This window comes from Myxococcus eversor (genome assembly GCF_010894455.1).
GTDB lineage: Bacteria > Myxococcota > Myxococcia > Myxococcales > Myxococcaceae > Myxococcus > Myxococcus eversor.
Window position 1 is genome coordinate 207030 of sequence record NZ_JAAIXY010000002.1, and the last position, 25573, is coordinate 232602.

Annotated in this window: 23 protein-coding genes; 10 read left to right on the forward strand and 13 right to left on the reverse strand. The window is 69.0% G+C overall.

What is annotated here, in order from left to right:
• Nucleotides 1–272: 272 nt before the first annotated feature.
• Nucleotides 273–2093 (reverse strand): outer membrane exchange accessory lipoprotein TraC, encoded by a 1821-nt coding sequence (gene traC, locus G4D83_RS04300; protein ID WP_163863822.1) that lies wholly within the window; start codon nucleotides 2091–2093, stop codon nucleotides 273–275.
• A 265-nt stretch (nucleotides 2094–2358) separates the two neighbouring features.
• Between traC and G4D83_RS04305 the strand changes: the two genes are divergently transcribed.
• The 3 genes from G4D83_RS04305 to G4D83_RS04315 all read left to right on the forward strand — a co-directional run bounded on the left by G4D83_RS04305 (nucleotide 2359) and on the right by G4D83_RS04315 (nucleotide 4031).
• Complete coding sequence (locus G4D83_RS04305) at nucleotides 2359–2595, forward strand: hypothetical protein (RefSeq protein WP_163863103.1); 237 nt, start codon at nucleotides 2359–2361, stop codon at nucleotides 2593–2595.
• A 158-nt stretch (nucleotides 2596–2753) separates the two neighbouring features.
• Nucleotides 2754–3164: a response regulator gene (locus tag G4D83_RS04310; protein ID WP_163863105.1), complete on the forward strand. Its 411-nt coding sequence runs from the start codon at nucleotides 2754–2756 to the stop codon at nucleotides 3162–3164.
• A gap of 78 nt (nucleotides 3165–3242) precedes the next feature.
• Nucleotides 3243–4031 carry an FRG domain-containing protein gene (locus tag G4D83_RS04315; protein WP_163863106.1) on the forward strand — a complete coding sequence of 263 codons (789 nt, stop codon included), beginning with the start codon at nucleotides 3243–3245 and terminating at the stop codon, nucleotides 4029–4031.
• Nucleotides 4032–4043: 12 nt separating this feature from the next.
• On the opposite strand, the gene G4D83_RS04320 is transcribed toward G4D83_RS04315, so the two are convergent.
• From G4D83_RS04320 to G4D83_RS04330, 3 genes are all read right to left on the reverse strand, one after another.
• The gene (locus G4D83_RS04320; RefSeq protein WP_163863108.1) at nucleotides 4044–4250 is read right to left on the reverse strand and encodes a hypothetical protein; all 207 of its coding nucleotides are present in this window, start codon (nucleotides 4248–4250) and stop codon (nucleotides 4044–4046) included.
• A 168-nt stretch (nucleotides 4251–4418) separates the two neighbouring features.
• Nucleotides 4419–5558, reverse strand: a complete 1140-nt coding sequence (locus G4D83_RS04325) for a hybrid sensor histidine kinase/response regulator (RefSeq protein WP_163863110.1) — start codon at nucleotides 5556–5558, stop codon at nucleotides 4419–4421.
• A complete protein-coding gene (locus tag G4D83_RS04330; protein WP_163863112.1) occupies nucleotides 5555–8698 on the reverse strand; it encodes a PAS domain-containing protein in 3144 nt (1047 codons plus the stop codon). Before G4D83_RS04330 ends, G4D83_RS04325 begins: the two co-directional genes overlap by 4 nt.
• Nucleotides 8699–9039: 341 nt before the next feature.
• On the opposite strand from G4D83_RS04330, the gene G4D83_RS04335 reads away from it, so the two are divergent.
• The 5 genes from G4D83_RS04335 to G4D83_RS04355 all read left to right on the forward strand — a co-directional run bounded on the left by G4D83_RS04335 (nucleotide 9040) and on the right by G4D83_RS04355 (nucleotide 13749).
• Nucleotides 9040–9855, forward strand: a complete 816-nt coding sequence (locus tag G4D83_RS04335) for a TadE/TadG family type IV pilus assembly protein (protein ID WP_163863114.1) — start codon at nucleotides 9040–9042, stop codon at nucleotides 9853–9855.
• 26 nt (nucleotides 9856–9881) lie between these two features.
• Nucleotides 9882–11513: a TadE/TadG family type IV pilus assembly protein gene (locus G4D83_RS04340; protein ID WP_163863116.1), complete on the forward strand. Its 1632-nt coding sequence runs from the start codon at nucleotides 9882–9884 to the stop codon at nucleotides 11511–11513.
• 67 nt (nucleotides 11514–11580) lie between these two features.
• Nucleotides 11581–12663, forward strand: coding sequence for a TadE family protein (locus tag G4D83_RS04345; protein ID WP_240356144.1), 1083 nt, complete (start codon nucleotides 11581–11583; stop codon nucleotides 12661–12663).
• Between the two features lie 46 nt (nucleotides 12664–12709).
• On the forward strand, nucleotides 12710–13552 hold the full coding sequence (locus G4D83_RS04350) for a hypothetical protein (protein WP_163863120.1): 843 nt from the start codon (nucleotides 12710–12712) through the stop codon (nucleotides 13550–13552).
• An 8-nt stretch (nucleotides 13553–13560) separates the two neighbouring features.
• Nucleotides 13561–13749, forward strand: coding sequence for a hypothetical protein (locus G4D83_RS04355; RefSeq protein ID WP_240356145.1), 189 nt, complete (start codon nucleotides 13561–13563; stop codon nucleotides 13747–13749).
• Between the two features lie 12 nt (nucleotides 13750–13761).
• On the opposite strand, the gene G4D83_RS04360 is transcribed toward G4D83_RS04355, so the two are convergent.
• Nucleotides 13762–14580: a hypothetical protein gene (locus G4D83_RS04360; RefSeq protein WP_240356146.1), complete on the reverse strand. Its 819-nt coding sequence runs from the start codon at nucleotides 14578–14580 to the stop codon at nucleotides 13762–13764.
• Between the two features lie 63 nt (nucleotides 14581–14643).
• Here G4D83_RS04360 and G4D83_RS04365 point away from each other — a divergent pair, with 63 nt between their 5' ends.
• Nucleotides 14644–15267: a hypothetical protein gene (locus G4D83_RS04365; RefSeq protein WP_163863123.1), complete on the forward strand. Its 624-nt coding sequence runs from the start codon at nucleotides 14644–14646 to the stop codon at nucleotides 15265–15267.
• 3 nt (nucleotides 15268–15270) lie between these two features.
• Here G4D83_RS04365 and G4D83_RS04370 read toward each other — a convergent pair whose 3' ends face one another.
• On the reverse strand, nucleotides 15271–15888 hold the full coding sequence (locus tag G4D83_RS04370; RefSeq protein WP_163863125.1) for a hypothetical protein: 618 nt from the start codon (nucleotides 15886–15888) through the stop codon (nucleotides 15271–15273).
• A gap of 51 nt (nucleotides 15889–15939) precedes the next feature.
• Nucleotides 15940–16743, reverse strand: coding sequence for an AraC family transcriptional regulator (locus G4D83_RS04375; protein WP_240356147.1), 804 nt, complete (start codon nucleotides 16741–16743; stop codon nucleotides 15940–15942).
• Nucleotides 16744–16879: 136 nt separating this feature from the next.
• Between G4D83_RS04375 and G4D83_RS04380 the strand changes: the two genes are divergently transcribed.
• Complete coding sequence (locus tag G4D83_RS04380; RefSeq protein ID WP_163863129.1) at nucleotides 16880–19123, forward strand: M9 family metallopeptidase; 2244 nt, start codon at nucleotides 16880–16882, stop codon at nucleotides 19121–19123.
• A gap of 43 nt (nucleotides 19124–19166) precedes the next feature.
• On the opposite strand, the gene G4D83_RS04385 is transcribed toward G4D83_RS04380, so the two are convergent.
• From G4D83_RS04385 to G4D83_RS04410, 6 genes are all read right to left on the reverse strand, one after another.
• Nucleotides 19167–20741, reverse strand: coding sequence for an aldehyde dehydrogenase (NADP(+)) (locus G4D83_RS04385; RefSeq protein WP_163863131.1), 1575 nt, complete (start codon nucleotides 20739–20741; stop codon nucleotides 19167–19169).
• Between the two features lie 72 nt (nucleotides 20742–20813).
• Nucleotides 20814–21704: a dihydrodipicolinate synthase family protein gene (locus G4D83_RS04390; RefSeq protein WP_163863133.1), complete on the reverse strand. Its 891-nt coding sequence runs from the start codon at nucleotides 21702–21704 to the stop codon at nucleotides 20814–20816.
• Complete coding sequence (locus G4D83_RS04395) at nucleotides 21701–22978, reverse strand: NAD(P)/FAD-dependent oxidoreductase (protein ID WP_163863135.1); 1278 nt, start codon at nucleotides 22976–22978, stop codon at nucleotides 21701–21703. The genes G4D83_RS04390 and G4D83_RS04395 overlap by 4 nt, the downstream gene beginning before the upstream one ends.
• Nucleotides 22971–23240, reverse strand: coding sequence for a (2Fe-2S)-binding protein (locus tag G4D83_RS04400; protein ID WP_163863136.1), 270 nt, complete (start codon nucleotides 23238–23240; stop codon nucleotides 22971–22973). Before G4D83_RS04400 ends, G4D83_RS04395 begins: the two co-directional genes overlap by 8 nt.
• On the reverse strand, nucleotides 23233–24369 hold the full coding sequence (locus G4D83_RS04405) for an NAD(P)/FAD-dependent oxidoreductase (protein WP_163863138.1): 1137 nt from the start codon (nucleotides 24367–24369) through the stop codon (nucleotides 23233–23235). The genes G4D83_RS04400 and G4D83_RS04405 overlap by 8 nt, the downstream gene beginning before the upstream one ends.
• A complete protein-coding gene (locus G4D83_RS04410; protein ID WP_163863141.1) occupies nucleotides 24366–25301 on the reverse strand; it encodes a proline racemase family protein in 936 nt (311 codons plus the stop codon). The genes G4D83_RS04405 and G4D83_RS04410 overlap by 4 nt, the downstream gene beginning before the upstream one ends.
• Nucleotides 25302–25573: the final 272 nt, after the last annotated feature.

The window sequence follows — 25573 nt, forward strand, 5'->3', positions numbered from 1 at the left end:
TCGGGAGGGGGGTACTGCCAGAGCTCCGACAGCTCGGGACCCGCGACGAAGCAGCCGCCATGCCAATCCCACAACTAGTGGATTTCCCTCATGTTTTTACGGGAAACGCCGAGGATTCACGGAGCACAGAGACTCCACGTTTCACACTCCGGCTGTAAAACCTCGTAACAATCCGCAACAAAATCCCTTTGATTCCAAAGGGTTGGAGCGCGAAAACGGGAGTGTCCAAGAAAAGGACACTCCCGTTGTAAACTGTCCCGGGTCAGGTCGGACTACAAACCCAGGAGTGTCTCGGGGCGGGTGAGGCCCCGGGCGCGGGCCAGGGGCTGGAGGACGTCGGCCGGGGGCGCATCGGCGGTAAGCAGCAGGGCGCGCACGGCGGTCTCCACCACGTCCTCGGCGCCGGGGCGCACCATGCCCCGGCGGGCATCCTCCACGCGCTTTCCTCGGTACGCGTCGAAGCGCTCCTTCACGCGGCGGGCCAAATCAGTGACGGCCTTGTCCCCCACCTCCACGCGCAGCTCCAGCTCGTTGCGCAGTTGCACCGGGTCCGCCAGCACGCCGTACCTGTCGTAGCCCTTGTGCGACATGTCCTCGTGCATCACCGCGAAGTCGTCGGTGTGGGGCGCGGGGACCTGGTCCTTGAGCAAGTCGCGCATCACCGCGGTGACGGAGGCCGTCACGGTGAGGCGGTGCATCTGCACGTCGTAGACGAAGTCGGAGAACATGTTCTCCTCCACGGTGACGGGCTCCCTGAAGGTCGTGTCGCGGTGGCGCTGCACCTCGATTCGCTGCCCCTCCGACTTCTCCAGGGCCGCCTCCAGCTTCGTCTCCCTGTCCTTCACCGCCACCACCATCTGCGACAGCAGCTGCTCCTCCTTCGCGCACAGGCCGCTGGCGCAGCGCGCGGGGCTGCACTCGCCGGGCAGCGTGCCGGGCTTCTCCGCCTCGCGCGCGGCCTCGCCGCACTCCTGCAGCGCCTCCAGACACTCGCGGCGCTCGCGCTCACGGCAGCGCTCGGCGCCCGCGCGCAAGAGGTTCATCTCCGTCTGCATGCGCAGGTACTCGCGCAGGGCGGCGGCCTGCTTGCGGTCCACCTCCTCCTGGGAGCGCTCGGCCTGCAGGAGCTTCGTCTCGAAGCCGGCGCGGCGCGGGTTGGGCACGGAGGTCTTCCCGGCGAGGTAGCGGTGCGAGCGCTGCGAGTCCTCCACCGCCTTCAGCGGCAGCACCCGCTCCAGCGACAAATCCAGCTTCACGCCCTCGCGGCCCTCGGGGGCCTCCGTCACCACGCGCAGGGGGAGCTGGGTGGGGAGCATGGCCGCCAGCCTCCCGGCCGCCAGCCGCTGCGCCACATCGGGCGCGCCGGCGCGGTCCTCCACGGGCGTGGCCACCACGAGGAAGGCCACCTCGTCGCGCAGCTTCTGCCGCACCGCCTCCGCGCGCTCGCGGGCCGCCGTCGCGCCCACGCGCTCCTGGTCCGCGCGCACATAGGCCACCAGCGCGTTGCCCAGCTTGCCCGCCTTCTCCAGCCCGTCCCCGGTGTTGAACCAGCGCTTCGCCCACGCCACCTGCACCTGGTCCACCGCCTTCTTCGCGCCCGCGTGGTCCGGCGCCACCGACAGCACCGCGTCCAGCTCCACGCGCGCCTCCTGGAGCTTGTCCGCCTTGAGCGCGGTGAGCGCCACGGCCACGCGCTCATCCAGCGTCGTGTTCAGGAGGTCCCTGGCCGCCGTGTTCTCCGCGTCCAGCTCCAGCGCGCGCACCAGCCGCTTCATGGCGCCGTCCAGATCGCCCGAGTCGTGCACGCTCCGGGCCTCCTCCAGCACCACCTTGCTCCACGCCTGGCGCACCTCGCGCAGCTTCACGGTGATTTCGGACGCCTCCGGGTCCGCGGCGAGCGCGCGCAGGTAGGCCGCCTCGGCTTCCGCCCACTTCTGCTGCTGGCTGGCGGTGTCGCCCTCCTTCACGGCGCGGGAGAAGGCCGAGCAGGCCGTCAGGACGAGCAGCGAGGCCAGGGCCAGGGCGCCGAGCACGCCACGAGATGCGCCAGGAGCCGGACGAAGGGGACGGGGGGGGCGGGACACGCCTCGCATCTTCGGGGAAAGGAGGCACCGGGTGAAGTGTTCACACCTCCGGCGTCGCACCCTCGCCTCCCGGGCACGGGCCACGAGAGCGTGACGCGAGGCCCGGCCCCTCGCCCCACGAGCGGCCGGCCGGCGCGAATGGCAACCCCTGCTGCTGGCCTTTATGAGGTTCGCCGCGAATCGCGCGGGCCTCGGTGGGTCTTCCCCGGGAATGACGCGTCGCAACAGCCGGTAGACGATTCAACGCACCCACGAGGGGGGCAAGAGAGTCAACATGTCCTGTCCACAACCGCGTCCCACAGAGTTCCGCCTGCCCATGCGCGCGGAGTCCTTTTCCGTCGAGGACCACCGCAACGTGCACTGCCGCTTCTACGGCGGCTGCATCGACGTGGCGGTGCGCCAGGACTGGGACAGCTTCACCTGCGCCAAGTGCCCCATGTTCCAGCAGGACGCCGCGCCGGGCGCGGACCAGTACGCCTTCAATCAGCCCGCTGACTCGGGCAGGCCCTAACCCGGCGCGAAGGGCAGGCGACGTGCCGGCCCTCCACCCATGGGTGGAGGCCGGGACGACGCCGGGACTCTCCGGGGTTGTGTCCCACGGTGGTGGCGGGAGTCCGGACCCGCGAGCCGCTTCAAGCCCTTCTTCTCCGGTCGTCGCGAGCCTTGCGCATGCCTTACCGCCCCGTGGTCGTCCTGGCCGAGGATGATGGCCTCCTCAGAGAGGCGATGACCGAGGCCATGGAGCTGGAGGGCTACCGGGTCCTCGCCTGTGAGAATGGCTTCACCGCGCTGCGGGCCTTCTTCTCCGAGCCTCGCGTGGACGTGCTGGTGCTGGACTGGCTTTTGCCCGACATCGAGGGCCAGGGCCTCATCCGGATGCTGCACGCCCAGCGCTCGCTGGCGGAGCTGCCCATCGTCCTGACGACGGGGCTGGATTTGGAGCTGCCCAGCTTCGAGGGCGCGGTGTGCCTGTTGCGCAAGCCCTTCGCCCCGGGCGAGCTGTCGCGAATCCTGCACAGCCTCACCCAGCCGGGCCCGCCTCCCACCACCCTGGTGCCCAGGGACCAACGCGTGGCCTGACGCCCGCTTCCGCACCCGCTCGGCACGCCCCACCTTCCAGGGGCGGCGGGCCCGGCACCCGGCCCGCGCGTCCTCGTCATGCAAGAGCATCGCGTCACCACGTGGCTGGAGCTCCAGGACTCGCTGTTCACCGACTCCTGGAACGAGACGCTCGGGCGTCACCGCTCCAACTTCGTCTTCCGGGGCATGCCCCACGTCGAGCATGACCTGTCCACCGCGCTCAACCGCCAGGGCATGTTCGTGCGCCAGGAGCGGGACTTGCTGCGCGCCTTCCGCAAGTACGCGCGCGGCACGCCTCGCGAGCCCCTGGACTCCGTCTGGGACTGGCTCGCCCTGGCCCAGCACCACGGCCTGCCCACGCGGATGCTCGACTGGACGTTCAGCCCCAACGTCGCGCTGCACTTCCTCACCGAGGACAGCGAGCTGGCGGACGCGGACGGCGTGGTGTGGTGCGTGGACTACCGGGAGACCAACCGCCTCCTGCCTCGCGCGCTCAAGGCGCAGCTCCACAAGGAGGGCGCGGACGTCTTCACGGGGGAGATGCTGGCGGCGGCGGCCAGCTCCATGGCGGACCTGGACAAGCTGACCGAGGACCCCTTCGTGCTCTTCTTCGAGCCGCCCTCCCTGGACGCGCGCATCGTCAACCAGTTCGCGCTCTTCTCGGTGATGAACGGGCCGGACCTGCGCCTGGACACCTTCCTGGAGAAGCAGAAGCAGGGGGTGCGCAAGCTCATCATCCCCGCGGCCCTCAAGTGGGAGGTGCGCGACAAGCTGGACCAGGCCAACGTCACCGAGCGCGTGCTCTTCCCCGGCCTGGACGGGCTGAGCCGCTGGCTGCGTCGCTACTACAGCCCGCGGCCCCGCTGAGGTCCGCGTGGCTCAGGCATGCGCGGGGACGTGTGGTCCCCCGGTCATATCGAGGTCCCTCAAGGTACCTGCGTCAACCAGACCCGCGTCGCGCTCGCTCTTCGTCACCGCGCGGATGTCCTTCTCCCACTTGTTGCCGGCGGCGCCGAACATGATGACGACGAAGAGGGCGACCAAGAAGATGAGCGTACCGAAGAAGGCTGCACCGAGCATGAGCATCGCCGGACCTCCTGGAAGGGGCCGCCGGGAGACGCGCGGCCAGGTGGACTGCACCCTTCAAGGATGTGTCCTGCCTCCTCGGGCCGCGACGTGCGCCCCCGACCTCCCGTCCTCGCTCGCCTGCTCCAGCCTGGAGCGGACAGGCAGGCAGGTCCCCAGCCGTGACGCTCAGCCGCCCGTGGCCGCATACTGGCGCGGCAGACTGAGCCAGAAGCAGGTGCCCTCCTCCGAGGAAGAGGAGACGCCCAGGAGGCCCCCATGGGCGCGCACGATTTCGTGGGTGATGTAGAGGCCCAGGCCCAGGCCGTTGCGCTGGGCGCTGCGCATGTCCTGGGCGCGCACGAAGGGGTCGAAGATGGAAGCCAGCCGCTCGGTGGGGATGGGCAGGCCCCAGTTGTGGACCTCCACGCGCACGCCCCCCTCCGCGTCGGCCACCATCACCCGCACGGCGGTGTCCTCGGGTGAGTACTGCACGGCGTTGCCCACCAGGTTCGACGCCGCCTGGGCGATGCGGTCCCCGTCCCAGTCGCCCCAGCCGTTGCCCGTCAGGCTCAGCTCGAACTGGCGCCGGGGGTGCGCCACCTCCAGCTCCTCCACCACCTGGCGCAGCACCTCGTGCAGGTTCATCCGCGCGCGCTCCAGCACGTAGCCCGCGCCCAGGCGCGTGCGGGTGAAGTCCAGCAGGTCGTTGATCATCCGCGCCATGCGGTCCGCGGAGATGGAGATGCGGTTGATGGCCTTGCGCTGGGGCTCGCTCAGGCCTCCGTGGCGCAGCAGCAGGGACGCGTTGCCGGAGATGGCCTGGAGCGGGTTGCGCAAGTCATGGCCGAGGATGCCCAGGAACTGCTCGCGGAACACCGCCGTGCGCCGCGCGGCCTCCTCGCGCTTGAGGCCCTCCTCCACCCGCTTGCGCTCAATCGCGTACCGCAGCGCTCGCACCAGCAGCGGGCCCGACACCTGGCCCTTCACCAGGTAGTCCTGCGCGCCCTCGTGCACCGCGCGCACCGCCAGCCGCTCGTCATCCGTGCCGGTGAGCACGACGAGGGGGACGGACGGCGCGGCCTGGAGCAGGGGCGGGATGTTGCCCAGCCCGTGTCCATCCGGCAGTGACAGGTCGAGCAGCACCGCGTCCAGCGAGGTGTCGCTGCTCACCACGCGCACCGCGTCCGCCAGTCGCTCGACGTGGAGCACCTCGAAGTGCGTGGTGCTCACCTCGCGCAGCTCCTCCTGGAGCAGCCGCGCGTCGCCGGGGTTGTCCTCCACCAGCAGCAGGCGCAGGGGGCGCTCGTTCGTTCCAATCTCACTCATGACGACGCCTCGGACACCGTGGCTCCAGCCGGCGGCCAGGGCAGGGTGAACCAGAACGTACTTCCCTCCCCGGGTCGGGACTCGACACCGATGCGCCCGCCCAGGCGCTCGACGATTTTCTTGCAGATGGCCAGCCCGATGCCCGTGCCCGGAAACGCCTCCTTGCCGTGCAGGCGCTGGAAGATGACGAAGATGCGCTCGAAGTCCTGCGCGTCGATGCCGATGCCCCAGTCCCGCACCGAGAAGCGGACCTCCGCGCCCCGCGCCTCCGCCGTCACCTCCACGCGCGGCGGCGCGGCGCCGTGGAACTTGAGCGCGTTGCCGATGAGGTTCTGGAACAACTGCGCCAGCTGCGTCTCGTCCGCGAGCACCGTCGGCAGCGGCCCCGCGCGGAAGTCGGCGCCGGACTCCTGCAGGGACGCCCGGAGGTTGGCCTTCGCCCGCTCCAACGCGAGGTTGGCGTCCACGGGCCTGGGCTCGCGGCCCTGCGTCCCCACGCGCGAGTAGGCGAGCAAATCCTGGATGAGCTGCTGCATGCGGGTGACGCCGTCCACCGCGTAGTGGATGAAGGTGTCGGCGTCCGCGTCCAGCTTGCCCTGGTAGCGCCGGGCGAGCAGTTGCGTGTAGCTGGCCACCATGCGCAAGGGCTCCTGCAGGTCATGCGAGGCCACGTAGGCGAACTGCTGGAGCTCCTCGTTGGAGCGCGACAGCTCCCGCGCGCGCAGCCGGAGCGACTCCTCCGCCCGGCGGCGCTCCAGGCCCTGCGCGAGCGCGTCCGCCACCGTGGCCAGCACCGCCATCGCGTCCTCACCCAGCACGTTGCGACTGTAGAGGCCCATGACTCCCACGAGCTGGCCTCGCACCAGCAACGGGATTCCGGCGAACGAGCGCACCCCCGTCTCCCGCACCCAGGTCCGGTCCAGGACGCGGGCATCCTGCTCCATCTGGTCCACCCATATCTGCTCGCGCGTGCGGGCCACCTCCGCCACCAGGCTCTGCCCGTGCAGCGACACCCGGCCCCAGCGGTCGGGAGGTGGGGCGGCGGCGCCCGCGTTGCCCACCAGCTCCAGCATCGCCGCGGCGCGCGAATACAGCCACAGCCGCGCCACCTGCGCGTCCAGGTGGCGGGCCAGCGCCTCCGCGCAGGCCTGGAGGATTTCGCCGACGGTGCCCTCTCGCGCGAGCGCGCCGCTCACCTCCGCGCGCAGGGCCTCCAGCCGGCGAGCGCCCTGCTCCCGGTCCAACCGGCGCAGGCCCTCCTCCACGCGGCGCTGGGCCGTCATGTCGGTGTTGGTGCCCACCCACTCGCGCACGGCGCCGTCGGCGTTGAGCACGGGCACCGCCCGGGCCATTGTCGGTGAGTACGTGCCGTCCGGACGCAGCAGGCGGTACTCCACTTCATAGGGGCGCACGTCCGTCACCGCCGCCTGCCACGCGCGGGCGGCCGCCTCGCGGTCCTCCGGGTGGAGGGCATCCAGCCACCCCTGGCCCCGCCACTGCTCGTACGTCTGTCCGGTGTAGGCGCGCCAGGAGGGGCTGTCCTCCTCGATGAAGCCATCCGGGCGCGTCACCCACACCGCCTGCGCGGTGGCGGTGACGAGCGAGCGGAAGCGCTCCTCGGCCCGCCGCGCGTCGCGGTACAGGCGCGCGTTGTCCAGGGCCACGGCGGCCTGCGAGGCCACGCCCTCCACCAGCCGCGCGTGCTCCTCGCGGAAGCGCCCCGGCTCCTCGTGGCCGAAGAACAGCCCGCCGAGGATTTCGCCGGAGCGGCCCTTCACGGGCACGGCGAGGTAGCTGCGCACCGGCAGGTGTCCGGGCGGCATGCCGTGGAAGGGCGCGCTCCTGCCGTAGTCCAGGTGGCGCGTCACGTCGTCATAGAGGCGCGTGCCCTCGCCCCGGAACGTGGGGCCGAAGACGGCGGTGTTGCGTGGCATGGGCAGGTGGGCGAAGGCGTGCCGGGGCGCGCCGGACAGCGTGTAGAGCAGGTACGACTCGCCGCGCTCGTCCACGCGGTTCTCGAAGAAGGCGCCGAAGCCCGCGCCGGTGAGGGCCACCGTCTCGTCGGTGATGCGCTGGACGAGCACCCCCGCGTCCAGCTCCGAGGACAGCGAGGCGCCGATGCGCAGCAGCATCTCGGCGGTGCGGCGCTCCTCCTGGCTGCGGCGCAAGGACTCCTGCGTCTCGTGGTGCAGGCGCGCGGTGTCCACCGACTGCGCGGCGCGCGAGGCGAGCTGCTCGCCCAGCACCAGGTCCTCCGGGCCGAAGCGCCGGCCGGACTCCGCCGTCACCAGCGTGAGCGCGCCGAGGATTCGGCCCCGAGCCCGCAGCGGGACAATCACCGCCGAGCGCAGCCCCAGCTCCCGCAGGAAGCGCAGGTGCTCGGGGCCGCGGGCGCCGCCCACCAGCCCCTCCTCGGAGATGGACTCCAGCAGCACGGGCGTGCCGGTGCGGATGACGCCCAGCACGCCGTGCGGGTCGTCCTCGCGCGGCGGGTAGCGCTCGCGGACGTCCTCGGCCAGCCGCACCCGGCTGGGGTCCACGTGGGCCACCGCCACCTGGCGCGTGCCGCCGTCCTCCTCCACCAGCTCCACGGCGCACCAGTCCGCCATGCGGGGGACCGCGAGCCGCGCCAGCGAGGTCAGCGTGCCTTTCAAATCCAGCGCGGAGGAGGACAGGAGCGCGCCGGCCTCGGCGAGGAAGCGCATGGACTCCGAGGCGCGCTTCGGGTCTTCGATATCCGTCGTCGTGCCGAGCCACCGGAGGACGTGGCCGTCGGAGTCCCTCAGGGGGCTGGCGCGGGCGAGCATCCAGCGCCACACCCCGTCATGGCGGCGGCAGCGGAACTCCACCTCGTAGGGCTCGCCGGTGCGCAGGGAGTGGGCCCAGCGTCTGCCGGCCTCCGGCAGGTCGTCGGGGTGGAACATCCGCTGCCAGCCGTCGCCAAGCGACTGCTCGGGCGTCAGCCCGGTGTACGCGTACCAGCGGCGGTTGAAATAGACGTGGTGCCCGTCGGGGCGGGTCATCCACACGAGCTGGGGCAGGCTCTCCAGGACCTGCCGGGAGAGCGCTCCCTGGAACAGAGCCTCCTGCGACTCAGGCTCCTCGGCCGCCTGCTCCAGGCGGGGATGGGACGGGAACATGGAACGCACATCACCTCAACAGCCCGCACCCGCGCCACCCTTTCGGCGCCGCGTGATTTCCACCAGCTGACAGTTGCCCTACGAGGAAACCGATGCTCCCGGGAGTCCCACCGGGCCGGGGGTGTCCTGCCTACCCGCCGGAAAACCCTGACATCATCAGCCCTGGTTATTCCTGACACCCCCGCAACAGCGTCACAAAAGCCACAAACCGACAGGATTTGAGAGCCCTTGCGACTTCAAATAGAGCCATGCGTTTCCATCACAGCGCGTTCTTCCGTAGAGTCTGGATTCAGCGGGGTGGGAGGGCCGGGGGTGCAGTGACGTCGTGCCCGGGGAGGGCCATGCGCTCGACATGTGAACCCAGTCGTTCAAACAGACAATCGGGCCAGGCCCTGGTGGAGACGGCGTTCGTCATCCCCATGATGGTGTTCTTCGTGCTGGGCATCATCCAGCTGAGTCTGGTGCACCATGCCCGCCTGATGACCGAGTACGGCGCCTACCGCGCGGTGCGCTCGGGCATCGTCAACCATGGCGACTGCGCCATCATGAAGAAGGCGGCCCTCACGTCGCTGCTGCCAACCCTGGGCCCCTTGAGCGGGAGTAACGGTCGGGTGGACACGTTGCCCCGGGCCATGGCGCACCACGCCCTGTTCACTCAAGCCGATGTCAGCGGTGATTACTATCAAGCAGGCCCTCTGCCCTTGCTGAAGGTCGAGGTCGTCAACCCCAAGCGAAGCGAGCTGGATGGCTTGTTCGCCACCTACGGCTCCCACATGCAAGGCATGGAGATTGACTACGACGATGTCCGGGATGACCGCGTCATCGAAGCCAATCTGCTGTCGGTCAGGCTCGTCTACTTCTACGAACTGCGAGTCCCCTTCGCGAACTGGCAGCTCCACAGCTTCTACATGGGGCGCGAGTACCTGGACGACCTGAAGGGGCTCCAGTTCGAGATTCAGCGCGCGGGCGGGCGCTCCGCCACCCAGTATCTCGTGGAGCGCGGTGCCGCCAGGGACCGGACCCACCGTGGCCTCGCCAACCTGTCGCGCGAGGGGCGGTACATCATTCCCCTGACCGCGACCTGGACCATGCGCATGCAGTCCAACCTCTTCAACAACGGCCGTCGCGGACCCGCGCAGTGCGCGGTCGACGCCTGAACCTGACTGCCTGGCGGGGGATTTAGATGTTCTTCATTCTGCGAAGGCTGCGCCGCGACGAACGTGGGCAGGCCCTGGTCATCGGCGCCGTCACCATGCTCATCCTCGCTGTCAGCGTGATGGCCTCGGTGAGCATCGGCCATGGCGTCTATGAAAAGATAAAGCTCCAGGACGCGGCCGATGCCCAGGCCTACTCCTTCGCGGTGAAGGAGGCCCGGGCCTACAACTTCCTGGCGTACACCAACCGCGCCATGATTGTTCACTACTCGGCCATGCTCACGGTGATGTCCTACGTGAGCCACGCCGTCTACCTGGACCGCACGGTGGGCGCGGCGGCCAGTGTCCTCAAGGTGGTTCCCGTCATCGGCGCGATATTCGCGGCGGTGGAACAGGCCATCAAGCTCTGGAAGACAGTGGTCGAAACCGTCTCCCAGGTACTCATCCCCTTCCTATCGGCGCTCAACGTCGCGTTCTGGCTCGCGCAGGAGGCCATGCTCTATGGCACCTTGCATGACCTCGTCATGTACAGGGACGACGTCAAGAAAACCGACCCCAATGCCAAGCCCGGCTTCGACGTGGTTGGCAGTGGAGGAGACGTCAACCTCGATTCGCTCTTCAGCAACTACGACGTCAATCATTCCAATCTCAAGAACTTCCTCCACGCCATCGACGACGGGCCCCACAGCAGTCAGGCCAGCTTCAGCGCACTCGACCCCACCGGCCTCGTCAAACGCTCCAAGCTCCTCCGCGCCAACTCCCTCTCCGACCCCGACATGGCCAAGTACCGCCTGCTGATGGGCAACCTGGCCAATGGCGTCCGTCGTGAATGGACGGCCGTGGGCAAAGGCCCCTTTCTCATCGGACGCAGGTGGAACTTCAACCTCTGCCTCATCATTGGCCAACTGCGCATCAACAAGGTCGCGGACAGTCAAATCAAGAGCTTCGACGAAGAGTTCCAGAACAACCGCAAGGACCAGCTCTTCGCCTCGGACGACATCAAGATAGAAGCCCGAGCCGGCTGCTTTGGCCTCTTCGACTGGGAGACCCTCTTCGAGCTGCGCTTCCGTGCCGCGGCGGATGCCCAGCGGGGGTATCACCAGGAATACGGCGGCAGCAAGGTCAGCCGGCACCACAACTGGATAGGCCTCACACCCTTCCTGACCTCGGATACGAGCTTCGTGAACCCATGGCAGAACCACTTCTCCTATCCCTGCAACGTCAGCGTCCTGACGAAGAACATGATGCCGCACTCAAAGGACGGCGTGAACTCGGACACGCCGTTCCAACTCCACAACCTCATCAGCACGGCCTTCATGAAGGAGAGTGCCTCCAACAGGTACAACGACTATCGGGAAGGCGTTCAAGCAGGCTACCTCGACATGTCGTGGAACTTCGTGGGAGGACTTGACGACTCGACCCCGATTGGAGCCTCCGCCAGGCAGTTCCGCGAGAGGACAGGGGGAATGATGGCCATGGCAGTGGGACGCGCCATCTATCACCGCCCCGGCCAGTGGAAGGAAGAGCCCAACTTCTTCAACCCACTCTGGACGGCACGCCTGGCCCCCGCGAAGACCCACTGGGAAGAGAAAGCCATGAAGGACATCATTCCCGAGTGGAACATCACCGCCAACGGCTTCAAGGACGCGCTCAATTACTGACGGAGGCGCCATGTACTCACGCTCGCGAACGATGAGGACGAGAGGTCGGCAGCGCGGAACGGCGACCGTGGAGTTCGCCATCATCGCGCCCCTCCTCATCATGATGGTCCTCTGGGCCCAATACTTCTGGGAGCTTCAACACGTCCGGCTCAAGGCCGCCGAGCTCGCCCGCTTCGTCGCGTTCGAGCGCACCGTCCGCCCCAACCTCCAGGGCATCATCAGCGACGCGCGTGAGCGCTACAAAGACCTCGATGGCGCCACGAAGTCGGGGGAGCTTCCGACAGGGGCGGGCTTCCGCAATCGCCTCACCCTGACGGTGTACGCCGAGGAGGCCGAAGCCCCCCTCACCGAGGTCTCCATGGGCGACCGCGGTGGACTCGGAGGTGCGATGGGTCTGGTGGGCGGCGCCCTGTCCGCCCTGGGCTCAACGCCCGCCGACCTCGCACAGGACATGGGGCTGGATACGCGCCGGGGCGCGGTCTCCGCGACAATCACAGTCGACATCCAGAACGGCATCATTCCCCACCAGATTGCGTTCTTCACCACCTCCCCCGACTCGTCCCAGCTGAACCTCCAGTTCACCGAGCACTTCAGCGTCTTCCACGACACGTGGCGGGCCTGGGGCTACGGAGATCATCCGAGGGACACCTACGCACGCGTCGAGCAGATCACCCACGACCGGGCCACGGGCATCATCTACAAAGGAGCCACCGGAGGCGACGCTGGGGGCGCGCTGAACTCCATCGGCGAGGTCCTGCAAGTGCTCGGGCTCGATTTCCCGTTCACGAGCAAGTACGTCCGCGAATCCGTCTTGATTCGCAAGGTGGGCACGAGCGGGAGCACATTCAACAAGGGGCCCGTCATTCCCACGCGAACGGTCCCCGGAGACGCCCTCCAAGCGTACTACTGGAAGAACGACTCGGACTACTGCTTCGGCGATTGCGAGCCTGGTCCCGTCCTCAACAAACGAGGAACCCGCAGCAACGGCGGCTACGGCGACAACTGGCCCATGCGCTCCTACAACTGTCGGGGCAACTTCTTCCAGGGCGCTGTCATCTCCAACCGCCCGGAGTCCGAGTACGCGGATCAACACAACGCCGACATGGACCGTTATTCCTATCACTCCTATGGAGACAAGGCGTGCAGGTAGCGATGAGGTCTCGACGCATCCCCTTGCATGAAGGGGACGGGAAGGCATGACCCGACTCAAGGACCGGACGGGAGGGCTCATCCGCGTGTTCGGCGTGGGAGGGCTGGGGCTGTTGTTGGCGCTCGCGGTGACGCTGCGCGAACCGCCGCCTCCGCTCCCCGAAGCCGAGCCCACGCCGGAGCCTCCTGTCGCACCCCCATCTGTCGCCAGGCCGATGACCGCGCGCTTCCAAGGAGCGTTCCCCAGCTACCCACAGTCCACGACCATTCCCATGGGGCGCATGGAGGCCAATGGGAATCCGATGGAGATGGCCTATTTCGAGACGACCAGCCCGCCTGGAGAGGTGCTGGAGTTCTACGCCCGCGAGTTCCGGCGGCGGGGCCATCGCACCAACCACAAGGCGGATGGCCCGAATGCCGGGGCCGTCAGCTATTACGACGCCAGACTGGGAGCGCTCGTCTCCGTCACGGCCGTGGGCGCGGGGGACAAGAAGGATAGGACCCAGGTCTTCCCCTCCATCGTCGAGACGCCCGAAGGCGTTCACCTTCAAGCCCGTGTGCCGGAGGCCCTGCCGAGAGCGCCGGGTGCCACCACGGTGCTGCGCGTCGATGACCTCAATCCAGGGCCTTCCGAAGGCAGCATCACCGTGACGGAAATCGCCCAGGGCACGCCGGGCACGCTCGCGGAGTTCTATCGGCGGGAGCTCGGACAGCGGGGCTTCACCCAGGTCGAAGCACGCTCCGCCAGACATGGCGTGGAGGTGCTTGGCTTCACGCGTCCAGGGGAAAGGCTCTCCCTCTCCCTCTCTCCCGTCCAGAAGGACGGGTTGCCCGAAACACTTGCCACCGTGGTCCTCGAACAGGCCACTTCCCCGGAGGGTCACCCATGAACGGATGGATGTCCTTGGCTTACCGCTGGCTTCGTCGGCCTCGCTCGCGCGGACAGGCAGCGGCGGAGTTCTCGCTCCTGCTCCTCGCTTTGATGGTCGGCGGAACCACGCTCACCGCGTTCGCCCCCGACCTGCTGGCCATCTTCACCGTCTACGTAGCGGGCTTCTATCTCGTCCTCGGCTACCCGCTGGGCTGACCCCGGCGACACTCATTGCCCGGGCAGCCGGGGAATAGCGATGGGGACGGTATCCAGCGAGGGCCGGGCCCCCGTCCCCGAAGCACGCGCCATCCAGGAGCCGTCCTCGGTGACAACCGAGACCACCCCGACGAGTGGAACCCTGCTTGCGTCCACCACGACCACCGGCTTGCCACGCTCCCGCCGGAAGGTGCGCTCTCGGGCCTTCCCAGCGAATGGACCTCGCACCGTGATGTCCTTTTCTCCCATCAACTCCCCGCGCAGTTCGGGCGAGTCGGCCTCCAGGTCCACGGGGATGGAGATGGGGGCATGAGGCGCCACGGAGACCGCCAGCCGCTCGACGAAGGGACGGGTGGCCCCCGCCAGCCAGACCACCACGAGCATGCGCGGAGTCGTCTCATGGTCCAGTTCGACCTGATAGAGCGGCGTGCCGTCCTCGCGGACCGTCTCGCCCACCAACGCGACACGCACGCGAAAGGCCCCCTGGCGCGTCGCCAGCTCGTATTCGACCCATTGGCCCACGACGGGCTGGAACTGGCCGTAGAGCAATGGCGCGGGGACCAGGGCACGCGCCTCCGCTCGGCGCGAAGGGTCCACGGAAACGCCTCCATCTCCTGGAGGTGTCACCGTGGGATTCGCGACCCCAGCGGGTGTCTCCACCGCGGCGGGCGCCTGCTTCGCGTCGACGGTGGGAGGCGCGCCGGACGGTGCTCGCGATGACGCCTCCACGAGGGGCTCCGAGGTTGAGCGAGCGGGAGGACTGGCTTCCGGGTTGGAGCAGGCAAGGAGCAGCAAGGGAATGGCTCGCACGGCATTCAGCAGACGAGGCATGGACGAACTCTAACAAAAGGCGTCCCGGGAGAGGGATGCACGCGTCAGGGATTGAAACCTCACATGACCAGAACCGGATGGGCAGTCGTCGCGCTGATGCTGTGCCTCGTGGTCCGCGAGGCCCATGCACAGACCACTCCCTTGGAGGGAATGCTCGAACTCCCCCTCGTCGCGCGAAATGGGGGCTGGGCCCGTTATCTGGGGACCTCCTCGGAAGGCCCTACCCGCTTCGTCATCAAGGTCGGTGCGCCGGGCCGACACGGAGCCAGGAGTGGCCGCTGGTTCCATCTGCAGCTCGAAGTGCCCTCCCTGGGCCTCATCGCCTTCGACTTCCTCGTTGAAGGAGAACGCTTCGGCGCGCAGGGCGTCATTCTCTTGAGGGTGACTGTTCCGGGACAAGCTCCCCGCGAGCACCCCAATGCCTTCGCCAAGGCAGCCTCCGCCCCACGCCAGCCCCGCTTCCTCCAGAAGTCGACGGAGACCATCGCGGGCAAGACCGTGGAGATAATGGAGTACTCCTTCTCCGGGGGCCTCACGGCCGAATGGTCCTCCTCCGTGCCCGGCCTGGGTCTGGTGCGCATGGGCGGAGAGAACCCCTTCCACCTCGTCGACTTCGGCGTGGGCGGAGACCCGTGGAGGGAGCGGACCACGCCCGCGATGTTCCCCGCGCCACCGCCCAAGAAGTGAGCCTCAGCATCCAGGCACGCGCGACGACAGTCCCATCTTCAGCAGCCGTCCTCGCACGCCGTCCACCGCGTCGTGCGCGAGCCTCGCCTCCAGACGAAGTGACTCACCCCGCCCCGCCCGCAGCACCGTGCCAGGCGGCTCCCCGTCAACCTTCTGGAGCGAGAACCACTCCAGCTCCGAGAAGCGCGTGCGCCGCCCCAACGGGTCGATGAAGCCCTCTCCAGACAGGAACAGCCCCGGCACCAGGTGCAAGCCAATGGCGCCCAGCCACACCGCCAACCCCAGACAGAAGCTCCCCAGCGCCGGCCGCGCCTCGGAGTACATCAGGTGCACGCCCAGCAGCGCCAGCAAACCCACCCCCGCGAGCACTTGCAGATACGTCCCCACCCGCGCCCGCGAGCCCAGCACCACGAGTGAGCGCGCCCGCAAGAGCGACACCAACGCCACGAGCGACAGCAACGCCTGCCCCCCAGAGGCCACCGCCACCGCGACGGCCAGCATCCCCCGCCGCCCGCCGAGCGCCTGGGACTCCTGCACGAGCCACACCGCGCAGGCGCTGAAGAACCCCACGGCGAGGACATGGAGTGCGACGGTGGACACGGGCAACGCGGTTGCTTTCATCGGTGCCCGCCAGCGCATCACATCCGAGAGGCTTTGGGGAGGCCCCCTCCTTCAGCGGGCCCGCTTCCGACGGGAGGCCACGGGCACCGACGTGGCGACGACGAGCTGCCGGTACTGCCGGGGACTCAACCCCGTCACCTGCTTGAACTGGCGCGACAGCGCGCTCTGGTCACAGAAGCCCACCGCGAGGGCGATGGCCGCGATGGGCTGCTCATCCTCCACCAGTCGCGCCGCCGCCGCGTCGATGCGCGTCTTCATGATGAACTGCCCCGCCGACAACTGGAAGATGCGCCGCATCCGCCGCTCGAACTGCGCCGCGGACATGCCCGCCCGGCGCGCCAGTGAGTCGATGCGCAGCCGCTCTCCATAGTTCGCCTGGATGTAATCGATGGTCCCCGCGAAGCGCTCGTCCACCAGCCCCGCGCGCCCCGGCTCGTGCACGTCCTTGGACAGACACGCCAGCCCCATCACCTCGCCCGTCGAGTCAAACAGCGGCACCTTGCTCGTCAGACACCAGCCCGGCTCGCGGCTGTTGAACAACGTCAGGTCCAGGTTGTCCACCAGCGCCCGGCCCGTCCGGAACACCTTCTCGTCCTGCCGCACGTAGCGGTCCGCCATGTGCTGGGGAAACAGCTCGTGCGCCGTGCGCCCCACCGCCGCCGCCTTGCTCTTCAGGCCACAGCGCTCCGCGCACGCCTCGCTGATGCACACGTAGCGCCCCCGGATGTCCTTCACCGAGAAGACGATGTCCGGCACCCGGTCGAACAGCTCCTCCGCGAACAGGGGATTGGCCACCTGTCCCATGAAGCCCATCCGCCAGTGCTCCAAGGTTTCACGCGCTTTGGTGGTTTCCATTCGTCCCCACATGGGAAAGACACAAGAACGTCAGACGTGCTCACGAATACCTTGAACACCACGTGAAACCTACGTCGGTGTCACTCGGAAAAAACGACACCGTGCATCAAGCCCCCACCCCGAGGAGCACGAAGCCATGCGCGGTCCAATCACGGATTGGTGTCGCTGTCACATCGTCCTCGCCATCTGTTGTCTCACGCTACTCGCACCCGGAGCGGACGCACGCCCTGGAGGTCCCCCGCCGGCCGAGCCCGCCCAGCGCGTCCATGGACTGGAGCACGCGCACCAACGCATCCAGCCCGACGAGCGACAGCCCGACGTCTCCCCGGAGCAACTGCGCCAGTCGCCCACCCCTCCCGCGCCGAAGCGGGCCCTGCTGGCCTGTGACACCGCGGCCTTCGGGTCGGCCACGGGCACTGCGCTGGTGACGCTGGTGAAGGGCTCCACGACGGAGTGCATCAACACGCTGTTCAGCGTCACGGGCACGCTCGCAAGGCAGGTGTTCATCGAGAGCAAGATGGTCACCATCGCCAACGCGCTCACCTCCAACGCGCAGGCCTACGTGGGGAACAACAGCGGGCAGACGCTCCAGCTCATCATGTACCTGCGCGCGGGGTACTACGTGCAGTACTACGCCCCGGACGTCGTGGGCAGCTACGGCACGGCGCTGGCCAACGCCATCCGCCCGGCCCTGGCCGCCTTCGTGGCCAACAGCCACTTCCGGGACGTCAACGACGACCACGGCGCGGTGCTGGGTGAGTTCGTCACGCTCATCGACAGCTCAAGCGAGAACGCGCGACACCTGGGCACCTTCAAGGGGCTCCTGGACCGCTTCAACGACACCGCCCTGGCCTCCTGGTACATGCGCGGCGCCACCAACAACGTCTTCGTCGGCCTGTTCCGGGGCCACTACAACGACGACTTCGTGGCGGCCGTGCAGGCGGACTCGTCCATCATCGACTCGCTGGACTCCTTCGGCCTGCGCACCGAGCACCTGCTGGGCACCGACAACCAGTACCTCACCGTCAACGCCGCCCGCGAGCTGGCGCGCTTCCTCCAGTACCCGGGGGCGCTGCAGACGAAGGCGCGCCCCAAGGTGAGGACGCTCATCACCGGCCACTCGATGACGGGCCCCACGGCGGGCGTCTGGGTGGGCGCGGCGGAGATGGCCGACTACTACGACGGCGCCAACTGCGCATACTACGGCATCTGCGACTTCCGAAGGGCGCTGGAGCAGGCGGTGCTTCGCGTGACGCACAACTGCGGCGCCACGCTGAAGATGCGCGCGCAGGACATGACGGCCACGCAGCTCACGCAGAGCTGCGGCCAGTTGGCCACGCAGGAGTCCTACTTCCACGACAAGCTGAAGACGGGCCGCCTCCCCGTCGCCAGCGACAACAACACGTCGCTGGAGATGGTCATCTTCGACAGCAGCCTGGACTATCAGACGTACGCCGGCGCGCTGTTCGGCATCGACACCAACAACGGTGGCATGTACCTGGAAGGAGACCCGGCGGCGTCCGGCAACCAGGCCCGCTTCATCGCCTACGAGGCGGAGTGGCTGCGGCCCGCGTTCGAAATCTGGAACCTGCGCCACGAGTACGTCCACTACCTGGACGGCCGCTTCAACCTGAAGGGCGACTTCGGCGTCAGCATCAGCCAGCCCACCATCTGGTGGATTGAGGGCCTGGCCGAGTACGTGTCCAAGAAGGACGTCAACGCGGACGCGGTGACGCGGGGCACCAGCAAGGGCTTCCAGCTCAGCCAGATTCTGCGCAACGACTACAACAGCGGCACCGAGCGCGTGTACTCCTGGGGCTATCTCGCGGTGCGCTTCATGTTCGAGCGCCATGGGAATCAGGTGGACACCTTCGTCGGCCAGTTCCGCGCGGGGAACTACAGCGCATATCGCACGTCCCTGGACGCCCTGGGCACGGCGAACGACACGGAGTTCCACCAGTGGATTGACTGCGTGGCCACCGCGACCGACCCGAGCACCTGTGTGAATCCCGGCCCAGGCCCGGGTCCAGGCACCAGCACGCCGTGCACGGGCGCCGACACGCGGATGCTGGGCAACAACTGCTACCGGGGCCCGCTGTCCGGTGGCGAGCAACTGCAGTACTTCTACGTGTGGGTGCCCGCCGGTGCGCGCAACCTGCGCTTCCAGATGAGCGGCGGCACGGGCAACGCGGACCTCTATGTCCGCGCTGGCACGTGGCCCTCGACGACGGCGTATGACTTCCGGCCGTATCTGTCCGGCAATGACGAGGGGGTGGACATCCCCTCGCCGGTGGGTGGCAGCTACTACTACGCGATGGTGAAGGGCCGCGCGGCATTCACGGGCGTGAAGCTGGAGTCCCGCTTCGACACGACGCCGTGAAGCAAGGGAGTGGCTCCCGGGTGGAGGCGGGGCCACCTGGGAGTCACTCCCGCTTCAGCACCCCGTCCACCGTGCGCCAGAGGCCCAGGGGGTTCGCCTCGCGAAGCTCCGGCGGGAGCAGCGCGTCCGGCACGTCCTGGAAGCAGACCGGGCGAACGAAGCGGCGGATGGCCCCCGTGCCCACGGCGGTGAAGCGTCCATCCGAACTGGCCGGAAAGGGACCGCCATGCACCATCGCCGGGCAGACCTCCACGCCCGTGGGGACACCGTTCATCAGCACACGCCCCACGCGGTCCGACAACGTGGGGAGCAGCTCCGAGGCCAGCTCCGTGTCTCCCACGTCCATCATCACCGTGGCGGTGAGCTGGCCTTCCAGTCGCGAGGCCACGCGCACCAACTCCGCCGCGTCACGCGCCACGGTCAGCACCGCGCAGCTTCCGAACACCTCTTCGGTGAGCTCCCCCTCGGCGAGCACCACCCGCGCCTCCGCCTCGAACAGCGCGGGAGCACCGAGCGCGGCCTTCGACTCGCCGCGTGCATGCGTCCGCGTGTCGGCGCGCGCGGCCAGCCGGCTCACGCCCTCGCGAAAGCGCTCGGCGATGGCGGGCGTCAACATGGGCGCGGCAGGAGCGGCGCCCAGCTTCTCGGCGAGCCTCGCGCGGAAGGCCTCGTACCCGGTTCCATCCACCGCCACGAGCAAGCCGGGTGAGGTGCAGAACTGGCCCGCGCCCTGGAGGATGGACGCGGCCAGCGCGTCCGCCATCGCCTGCGGACGGGCAGCCAGGGCTTCCGGCAGGAGGAAGATGGGGTTGATGGAGCCCATCTCCGCGAACACGGGGATGGGCACGGGCCGAGCGGCGGCCAGCGCCATCAACGCGCGACCTCCACCGCGAGAGCCCGTGAAGCCGACGGCGCGGATGGCGGGGTGACGCACCAGGGCGGCGCCCACCTCGGTGCCCGCGTCGAACAGGAGCGAGAACACGCCTTCGTGCAGTCCACACGCCGCCACGGCCTCACGGATGGCCAGGCCCGCGCGCTCGGAGGTCGCGGGGTGCGCGGGATGAGCCTTGGCGATGACGGGGCACCCCGCGGCGAGCGCGGACGCGGTGTCACCTCCCGCGACGGAGAACGCGAGCGGGAAGTTGCTCGCGCCGAACACGGCCACCGGCCCCACGGGGCGCAGCAGCGAGCGCAGGTCCGGACGTGGCAGCGGGCGACGCTCGGGCAGGGCATGGTCGATGCGCGCATCCACCCAGCTCCCCTCCTCCAACAGTCGGGCGAACTGACGGAACTGTCCGGCCGCGCGGCCCAGCTCGCCCTGGATGCGGGCGGGGGGCAGGCCGGTCTCCTTCGGTGTCACGGCGAGGAAGTCCGCCTCCGCCGAGAGGAGCGCCTCCGCGATGTGCTCCAGGAACACGGCGCGCTGGCGAGAGGACAGGGCCGCGAGCGAGGGCGCGGCCTCCTGCGCGAGCACACAGGCGCGCTCCACCTCCTGGGGCTTCGCGCCGTGGAAGCGCGGCTCCAGTGCCACGCCCTCCGCCGGATTCCAGCCGGTGAACGTCGGCCCACCGGGCTCTCCGCGTTCGGCGCCAATCAACGACAGTCCCATCCAGCTCATACGGCGACCTCACTCCGGGAGGGGCGGCAGCGCCCCTCCAGCTTCGATACGAGAGACTTCACACCACGCACGCTATAGCGCGGGACGGTTCGCCAGGGCCTCGCGCAGCACGCGCAGGCACTCCTCGCGCTCGGCTCCCGCCAGCTCCAGCCGAGGCCCACGCACGCGCTCGTGGCCCCAGCCGACCTCCTGCTGCACCAGCTTGATGAGCTGGACGAATTTGGGGACGGTGTCCAGGCGCAACAGCGGCAGGAACCAGCGGTACAGCTCGAAGGCGGCCTGCTTCTTTCCGGCGAGCGACAGCTCCAACAGCCGCACGGACTCGGCGGGGAAGGCGTTGACGAGTCCCGCCACCCAGAAGCGCGCGCCCGCCTCCACGCCCTCGACGAGGCAGTCATCCACGCCGACGCCCAGGGCCAGCCGGTCTCCCAGGAGCGCGCGAATGGCGGTGACGCGACGGGCATCGGTGGAGGACTCCTTCACGGCGACCGCATTGTCGTGCTCGGCGGCCAGCTCCGCGAGGTGGGCGGGGGTGAAGTCCGTCTTGTAGGCGACGGGGTTGTTGTAGAGCAGGCACGGCAGCTTCGTGGCGCGCAGGACGACGGACATGTGCGCCTTCATCTCGCGCCAGTCGCTCGAATAGACATACGGGGGCAGCACCATGAGTCCGGCGCAGCCCGCCTCCTCGGCGGCGCGAGCCAGCCGCACGGCCTCCGCGGTGGACAGCGCGGCGATGCCCGGGATGACGGGCACCTTCACCGCGTCCACGACGGTGCGCATCACCGCGGCCTTCTCCTCCAGGCTCAGCGTCGCGCCCTCGCCCAGGGAGCCGCAGGGGATGATGCCGGTGCAGCCCTGCGACACCAGCCAGCGCACGTGCGAGCGCACCGTGCCGTGGTCGACGGACAGGTCCGTGTTGAAGGGGGTGGTGATGGCGGGGAGGACACCAGTCCAGAGGCTCATGACTCTCTCGTATGGGTAGAGGAAACGTCCGAGGGTAGGCGCAGGCTGCCGATGCGCGCGGGGAGGCACGGTGGGCGCACGTCTTCGCCCGACCAGCCGAAGAGGGCCTGCGCCGCGGTGCCGCAGGTGCGGCCCTGGCAGGCGCCCATTCCCAGCCGTGCGTACAGCCGTGCCTCGCGCAGGTTCTGACAGCCCTCCAGCGCGGACATGGGCACGTCCTCGCAGCGACACAGCAGCGTGTCCGGCGCGGCCAGTCGGAGCAGCTCCGCGCGCGGCGCGTCGTGCCTCGCGAGCTGAGCGGCGAAGGTCCGCACGCGGTGCCAGGAGCGCTCCAGCTCGAGTGGAACGGGTTGCTCGGCGGCGACGAGACCGGCCAGCGCTCCGGTGACGAGCGCCTGGTCCACGCCACCGATGCCGAGCAGCTCGCCCACGGCGTGGACCTTGGGAACGCGCGTCTCCAGACGGTCGTCGACGACCACCGCGCCGGCCGAGGTCTCACAGCCGAGGAGTCGCGCCACTTCCAGGTTGGGAACGAGCCCGTAGGCCGCGCCCAGGTAGTCGCAGTGCAGGTGTTCTTCACGGCCGCGCACGGAGAGGCGGACGGCTTCCAGACGGCGCTCGCCTTCGGCGGCGGTGACCCAGGCGTCCGTGGACGTGGGCACGCTGACGAGCTTCGCTGACATCAAGGCGCCCTGGAGCAGCTTGGCCGGCTGACGCCAGAGCTGGAGCGCGAAGCCCCAGTGGCTCGCGGCGGAGGCCTGTTCGGCGATGTAGAGGACCTCGCCACCGTGAGCGTGAATCGTCGCGGCGGCGACGAGCAACAACGGGCCCGTGCCGGCGAGCACCACGCGCTTGCCCTCGATGGGGAGCCCGTCCTTCACGAGCACCTGGAGTCCGCTGACGCCCAGCACTCCCGGAAGCGTCCAGCCAGGGAACGGCAGGAAGCGCTCGCGCGCGCCGGTGGCGAGCACCGCGCGGCCGTAGCGCACGGCGAACGAGGACGAGGCCTCTTCCACCAGGAGCACGCCCGGCTCGGGCGCGGCGATGACCCGGGCACCTGGACGAAAGCGCGCGCCCGACGCGGAGAACCGGGTGAGCCAGCGACGCGCCAGGCGGTTCGAGCCCTTTCGAGCCTCGCCTCGCCAGACCTGTCCACCGGGCTCCGGCTGGGCGTCGAGGACGAGCACATCCAGCCCCGCCTCGGCCGCACGACACGCGGCGGCGAGCCCACCTGGGCCAGCGCCGACGACCACGAGGTCGCAGACCTCACGCATCGGTCACCACCGTCTGGTCCTCGCGACACGGCGTCAGGCACATGAGGACCTCGGGCACACCGTCGATGGTGGCGCGGCACTCGAAGCAGACGCCCATGCCGCACAGCGGGCCACGGGGTCGCCCGCTCAAGTCCGCGCGACTGACGAAGCTGTCCATCATCGCCAGCGCGGCCGCGACGGAAGTCCCCACCGGCACCGTGACTTCACGCCCGTTGATGCGAAGGGTGACGACCGAGGCGTTCTTCAGCGAGGCCTCACGCATGAGCAACCTCAGGACCCGACGCTGACAGGAAGCGCGCGGGTGAATACGGGCGCGAGTCAATGACACTCGCGCGCCCGAGCAACTGGTCTGCCACCAGTCGCGCGCTGCCCGTCGCGGTGGTGATGCCGAGCCCCTCATGGCCACACGCCAGCCACAGCCACGGCTTCTCCGGATGGGGCCCCAGCAACGGCAGTCCATCCGGCGTCGCCGGGCGCAGTCCCGTCCACACGCGCAGCGCCTGCAACCCATCGAGCCCCGGAAGGAACAGGGCCGCGCGCTTCAACATCCGCTCCAGGAGCGCCGCGTCCACCTCCCGAGTCCCATCCCCCGGTTGCCGAGACGAGCCCAGCAGGAGCTGTCCCGTGACGCGAGGCTGCGCATTGAAGGCCACGGAAGCGCCATCCGTACCATGGGCGCTCTTGAGGTAGCCCAACTCCACCAACTGGTGGTGCACCACCGGAGCACCGCGCCGGGTGATGAGCAGATGCCCCTTGCGAGGAGAGATGGGCAGCCCGGGGCACAGCAGGGGACTCGCCACGCCCGCGGCGAGCACGATGTGCCGCGCCGCCAGCACCTCGCCATTCGCGAGCACGACCCCACCCGGCCGCAGTTCCCGGACCGGACAGCCCGTCATCAACCGCGCGCCACGAGCCTGGGCCCGCAGCGCGAAGGTCCGCGCGGCGAGCGGCGGATACAGCACGGCATCCTCCGGAACCCGCAGCGCCCCGACGAGTCCCGGAGCCAGCGCGGGCTCGGCCTCGTAAAGCGCCGCGCTGTCGAGCACCTCCGCCCGGACGCCCGCGGCGCGGTAGTTGGCGACCTTCGCGGAGACCGCGGCCATCTCCTCGTCATCGGCGGCGAGCCACAGCGTGCCGCAAGCGTCGTACTCCACGGTGCGAGGCAAACCAGGCGCGAGCTCCCGCCACAGCGCCACGGACCACGCCGTCAGCGCCAGCTCCGCCGCGTTGTCGTCCATGGCCACCAGGTGACCCATGCCGCACGCGGTGGTCCCCGTCCCGATGGAGCGCGCCTCCACCAGCGCCACCGACACCCCTTCCGCGCTGAGCACATCCGCGAGCGCCGCGCCGACGATGCCACCGCCGACGATGACGCAATCGAAGGCGCTCATCCGATGCCCCAGGCGAACGGGTCCGTCGGGTCCACCAGCAACGTCGCCTCCGCGTTGACGGACGCGGTGCCGGTGATGGTGGGAAGGACGCGGTCACCATCGCGCACGTAGCGCGCCTCGAAGCGACTGCCGAGGATGCTCTCCTGCACCCACGTCGCGCCCTCCGCGAGCCCTCCCTCGGCGGCGAGGCATGCCACTTTCGCGCTCGTCCCGGTGCCGCAAGGAGAGCGGTCATACGCCAGCCCGGGGCACAGCACGAAGTTGCGAGCATTCACCCCGGGCGTCGGCGACGGGGCATACAGCTCCACGTGGTCAATCTCCGCGCCACCCTCTCCCGTGATGCCCTGGTCCACGAGCGCCTGCTTGAGCGCGGACGTGTACGCGAGGAGCGAAGGGACCCGCGTCAGCTCCAGAGGCAGGTGCGTCGCACGCGCCAGGAAGAACCAATTGCCACCCCAGGCGATATCCCCTCGGACCTCGCCATGTCCCGGCACCGACACGGCCACGTCGTGCGCCCACCGGTAGCTCGGCACGTTGGCGATGCTGACGCGACCATCCGGATGCAGCGTGGCCTTCACCACGCCCACGGGAGTCTCCAGCGCGTGGACGCCGGGACCGATGCGGCCCAGGTACTCCAGCGTCTTCACCACGCCGATGGTTCCGTGGCCACACATCCCGAGGTAGCCGACGTTGTTGAAGAAGATGATGCCGGCGACGCTCGACGCATGGACGGGTGGACACAAGAGCGCCCCCACCATGACGTCGGAGCCACGGGGCTCGCAGACAATGGCCTTGCGAAAGGCGTCGAACTGCTCGCGGAAGCGCTCGCGCTGACTCGCCAGGTCGCCCGTCCCCAGCTCGGGTCCTCCGTCAATCACCACACGCGTGGGCTCACCGCCCGTATGACTGTCGATGATTCGAATGCGCCGCATGCGGACCGCTCCCTCTACCCGGGCCTCCCATGAGCCACCCTAGGAGTCCCGAGGCGCTGTTTCTTGGGAGATTCGACCACACTCGCGTGGCAATCACGCAAATGCCCCCGAGAGCAGGCGCCCTCGGAGCCTCCACCTGGGACAGACCCTCCCCAACGGGAGCCCCTGGTTCATGAAGGTGACGCGCCCGGCCAGAGCCACAAACCTCCGCGATTCTCCTTGGCGATGGCGGCCACTGGCAGTGAAGTCACGCTCCCTCAATCCCTGGGAGC